We start from the raw sequence: 3,941 nt of genomic DNA, 5'->3' as shown, positions 1-3,941 counted from the left end.
GCAAAACCCCCCGCCGTTCCCGGCGGGGGGCCTCATCTTCACCGTCTCGCGCCGTTTCAGGCGGCGCCCGCGACCGCCCGCTTTGCGATCACCTTGCACAGGTGCGCGCGGTACTCGGCCGAGCCGTGCAGGTCCGAGATCATCGGCTGCGAGGGCAGGTCCAGCCCGTCCAGCGCCCCGGCCGAGAAGTCCGCCGACAGCGCGGCCTCCGCCTCGGCCCAGCGGAACACGCCGTCCTCGGAGGCGCCGGTGATCGCCACCCGCACCCCGTCCGCGTACTTGGCCACGAACACGCCCACCAGCGCGAAGCGCGAGGCCGGCTGCTCGAACTTCACGTAGGCCGCCGCCTCGGGGATCGGGAACTTGACCGCCGTCACGATCTCGCCCTCGTCCAGCGCGGTCGCGAACATGCCCTGGAAGTAATCGTCGGCGGCGATTTCACGGGCGTTGGTGACGATGGTCGCCCCCGAGGCCAGCGCCGCCGAGGGGTAGCAGGCCGAGGGGTCGTTGTTGGCGAGGCTGCCGCCGATGGTCCCGCGGGACCGCACCGCCGGGTCGCCGATCCCGCCCGCCAGCGCGGCGAGGGCCGGGTAGGCGCCCGCCTCGGCCGCCACCTGCGCGTGGGGCGTGGCGCCCTTCACGGTGAGGGTCCCGCCCGACGCCTCGACGCCCACCAGCTCGGCCATCCCCGAGAGGGACACGAGTTTCGAGGGCTGCGCGAGGCGCTGCTTCAGCGTCGGGATCAGGGTCTGCCCGCCCGAGAGCGGGGCCGCGTCCTCGTCCCTGAGGGCGGCGACGGCCTCGGCGACGGAGCTCGGCTTTACGAATTCGAAAGCATACATGGTCTACTCCCTGTGTTCACGGAGTGTTCTTGGGTCGGACCGGGCGCCTGTCGGGCCCGGTCCTGTCTCTCGCGTCGCGCCTCAGCGGGCGGCGTTGATGGCGCCCCACACGCGGGACGGGGTCAGCGGCATGTCGATATGATCGACGCCGATCCCCCCGGCGTTGAGCGCGTCGAGCACGGCGTTGACCAGCGCGGGCGGCGAGCCGATCGCGCCCGCCTCGCCGCAGCCCTTCACGCCCAGCGGGTTGTGGGTGCAGGGGGTCTGGCACGAATGGTCCACGTTGACCATCGGCACGTCGGAGGCGCGCGGCATGGCGTAGTCCATGTAGGAGGCGGACAGCAGCTGCCCGGTCTCCGTGTCATAGCGGCAGGCCTCGAGCATCGCCTGGCCGATGCCCTGGGCGACGCCGCCCTGGACCTGGCCCTCGACGATCATCGGGTTGACCACGTTGCCGAAATCATCGGCCGCGTGGAAGGCCAGCACGTCCACCTTGCCGGTGTCGGGGTCCACCTCGACCTCGCAGGCATAGGAGCCGGAAGGATAGGTGAAGTTCGACGGATCATAGAACGCGGTCTCTTCGAGGCCGGGCTCGATCTCCTCCAGCGGGTAGTTGTGCGGCACGTAGGCCGCCAGCGCCACCTCGCCGAAGGTCAGCTTCTTGTCGGTGCCCGAGACGGAGAACTCGCCATTGGCGAACTCGATGTCGCCCTCGGCGGCCTCGAGGATATGCGCGGCGATCTTCTTCGCCTTGGCGATGATCTTCTCGGTCGCCCGGACCATGGCCGAGCCGCCGACCGCGAGCGAGCGGGAGCCGTAGGTGCCCATGCCCATCGGGATCTTGGAGGTGTCGCCATGGACGATGTCGACCTGGTCCTCGGGGATGCCGAGCATCTCGGCCACCACCTGCGGGAAGGTCGTCTCGTGGCCCTGGCCGTGGGAGTGGGACCCGGTGTAGACGGCGATGGAGCCGGTCGGGTTCACGCGCACGGTGGCGGATTCGTAGAGGCCCGCGCGGGCGCCGAGCTGGCCGACGAGGTTCGACGGCGCGATGCCGCAGGCCTCGATGTACTGGCACACGCCGAGGCCGCGCAGCTTGCCCTTCGCCGCCGATTCAGCGCGGCGCGCGGCGAAGCCGGCGATGTCGGCCATCTCCTCGAGCTTGCGCATCGTCGCGTCGTAATCGCCAGTGTCGTACTCCACCGCCACCGGGGTCGCGTAGGGGAACTGGTCGGGCTGGATGAAGTTGCGCCGGCGCAGCTCGATCGGGTCGATCCCCATCTCGCGCGCGGCCTTGTCGATCACGCGCTCGATCTGGTAGGTCGCCTCGGGGCGGCCGGCCCCGCGATAGGCGTCCACGGGCACGGTGTTGGTGAACACGGCGCGCACGTTCACGTAGATCACCGGCGTGGTGTAGTTGCCGGCCATCAGCGTGCCGTGCAGCCAGGTCGGGACCGAGGGCGCGAAGGTCGACAGATACGCGCCCATGTTGGCCAGCGTGTCGGTGCGGATGGCGAGGAACTTGCCGTTCTCGTCCAGCGCCAGCTCGATCTTGGTCACGTGATCGCGGCCATGCGCGTCGGACATGAAGGCCTCGGAGCGGTCCGAGGTCCACTTGACCGGCCGGCCGACGGTCTTGGCCGCCGCGGTGCAGAACGCCTCTTCCGCATAATGGAAGATCTTCGTTCCAAAACCGCCGCCCACGTCCGGGGCCACGACGCGCAGCTTGTGCTCGGGGATGCCCAGCACGAAGGCGCCCATCAGCAGGCGGATCACGTGCGGGTTCTGCGAGGTGGTGTAGAGCGTGTGCTCGCCCGAGGCGCGGTCATAATCGCCGATCGCCGCGCGCGGCTCCATCGGGTTGGCCACGAGGCGGTTGTTCACCAGCTCCAGCGTGGTGACGTGATGCGCGTTCGCGATCGCGTCCTCCACCGCCTGCTTGTTCTCCTCGACGAAGCCCCAGTCATAGCAGAGGTTGTCGCCCAGCTCGTCATGCACGGTGGCCGCGCCGGGCTCCAGCGCCGCCTTCATGTCGACGACCGCCGGCAGCTCCTCGATGTCGAGCTCGATCAGCTCGGCCGCGTCGCGCGCCTGCTCCTTCGTCTCGGCGACGACGGCGCAGATCGGGTCGCCCACGTGGCGCACCTTGCCGGTCGCCAGGATCGGGTGCGCCGGCTCCTTCATCGGCTCGCCATGCTTGTCGGTGACCTGCCAGCCGCAGGGGATGCCGCCCACGCCCTCGAAATCCTTCGAGGTGAAGATCTTCACGACGCCCGGCGCCGCCTCGGCGGCCGAGGTGTCGATGCCGTTGATCTTCCCGTGCGCCACCGAGGAGCGCAGGAAGTAGACATAGGTCTGCCGCGGCAGGTTGATGTCGTCGGTGTACTTGCCGGTCCCGCTGAGGAACCGCACGTCCTCACGCCGCTTCGAAGCGGCCCCGATGCCGAAATCCTTGGGCATGGTTCTCTCCCTGGAAGGCCCCCGCGCAGGGGGCGTTGCGTCCTGTCGCCGGGTCCGCTCTCGCGGCCTCCCCCGGCAAGGGGGCGGGCGCGATGCGCCGCTCCGCCCCCGATCTGCGTGCCCTGGGCCCCCGCGCGGGGGCCCGCGGCGTCACTCCGCCGCCACGCTCTCGCCGCGCAGGGTCGCGGCCGCCGACAGCGCCGCCTTCACGATGTTGTGGTAGCCCGTGCAGCGGCACAGGTTGCCCTCGAGGTGGTGGCGCACCTCCGCCTCGGTCGGGTTCGCGTTCTGGTCGAGCAGCGCCGAGACCGCCATCACCATGCCCGGGGTGCAGAAGCCGCACTGCAGGCCGTGATGGTCCTGGAAGGCCTGCTGAACCACGCCGAGGCTGCCGTCCGCGTTGGCCATGCCTTCCACGGTCTTCACCTCGGCGCCCTGCGCCTCCAGCGCGAACATGGTGCAGGACTTCACCTGCTTGCCGTTCACGTGAACCGTGCACGCCCCGCACTGCGAGGTGTCGCAGCCGATATGCGTCCCCGTCAGGCCGAGCTCCTCGCGCAGGAAAGCCGAAAGAAGCGTCCGCCCTTCCACATCCCCAGCAACGGCTTTCCCGTTCACACGCATCGAAACGATCGTCAT

At 69.8% G+C, this 3,941-nt stretch carries 3 protein-coding genes; all 3 read right to left on the bottom strand.

The window, feature by feature from the left end:
* Positions 1–56: 56 nt before the first annotated feature.
* Positions 57–842: an FAD binding domain-containing protein gene (locus ACQ5SO_RS21230; protein ID WP_430943650.1), complete on the bottom strand. Its 786-nt coding sequence runs from the start codon at positions 840–842 to the stop codon at positions 57–59.
* Positions 843–923: 81 nt separating this feature from the next.
* The gene (locus ACQ5SO_RS21225; RefSeq protein ID WP_430943649.1) at positions 924–3,302 is read right to left on the bottom strand and encodes a xanthine dehydrogenase family protein molybdopterin-binding subunit; all 2,379 of its coding nucleotides are present in this window, start codon (positions 3,300–3,302) and stop codon (positions 924–926) included.
* 150 nt (positions 3,303–3,452) lie between these two features.
* Positions 3,453–3,941: (2Fe-2S)-binding protein (locus tag ACQ5SO_RS21220; protein ID WP_430943648.1), on the bottom strand; the 489-nt coding region annotated here is incomplete at its 5' end.

The organism is Rhodovulum sp. DZ06, from assembly GCF_050586345.1.
Lineage (GTDB): Bacteria > Pseudomonadota > Alphaproteobacteria > Rhodobacterales > Rhodobacteraceae > JBOCEF01.
This window is presented reverse-complemented; position numbering and strand designations above follow the sequence as displayed.

What these genes read in the sequence shown, in the direction of transcription:
- ACQ5SO_RS21225 (WP_430943649.1), bottom strand. Translation starts at nt 3,302, where the DNA reads ATGCCCAAGGATTTCGGCATCGGGGCCGCTTCGAAGCGGCGTGAGGAC.
- ACQ5SO_RS21230 (WP_430943650.1), bottom strand. Translation starts at nt 842, where the DNA reads ATGTATGCTTTCGAATTCGTAAAGCCGAGCTCCGTCGCCGAGGCCGTC.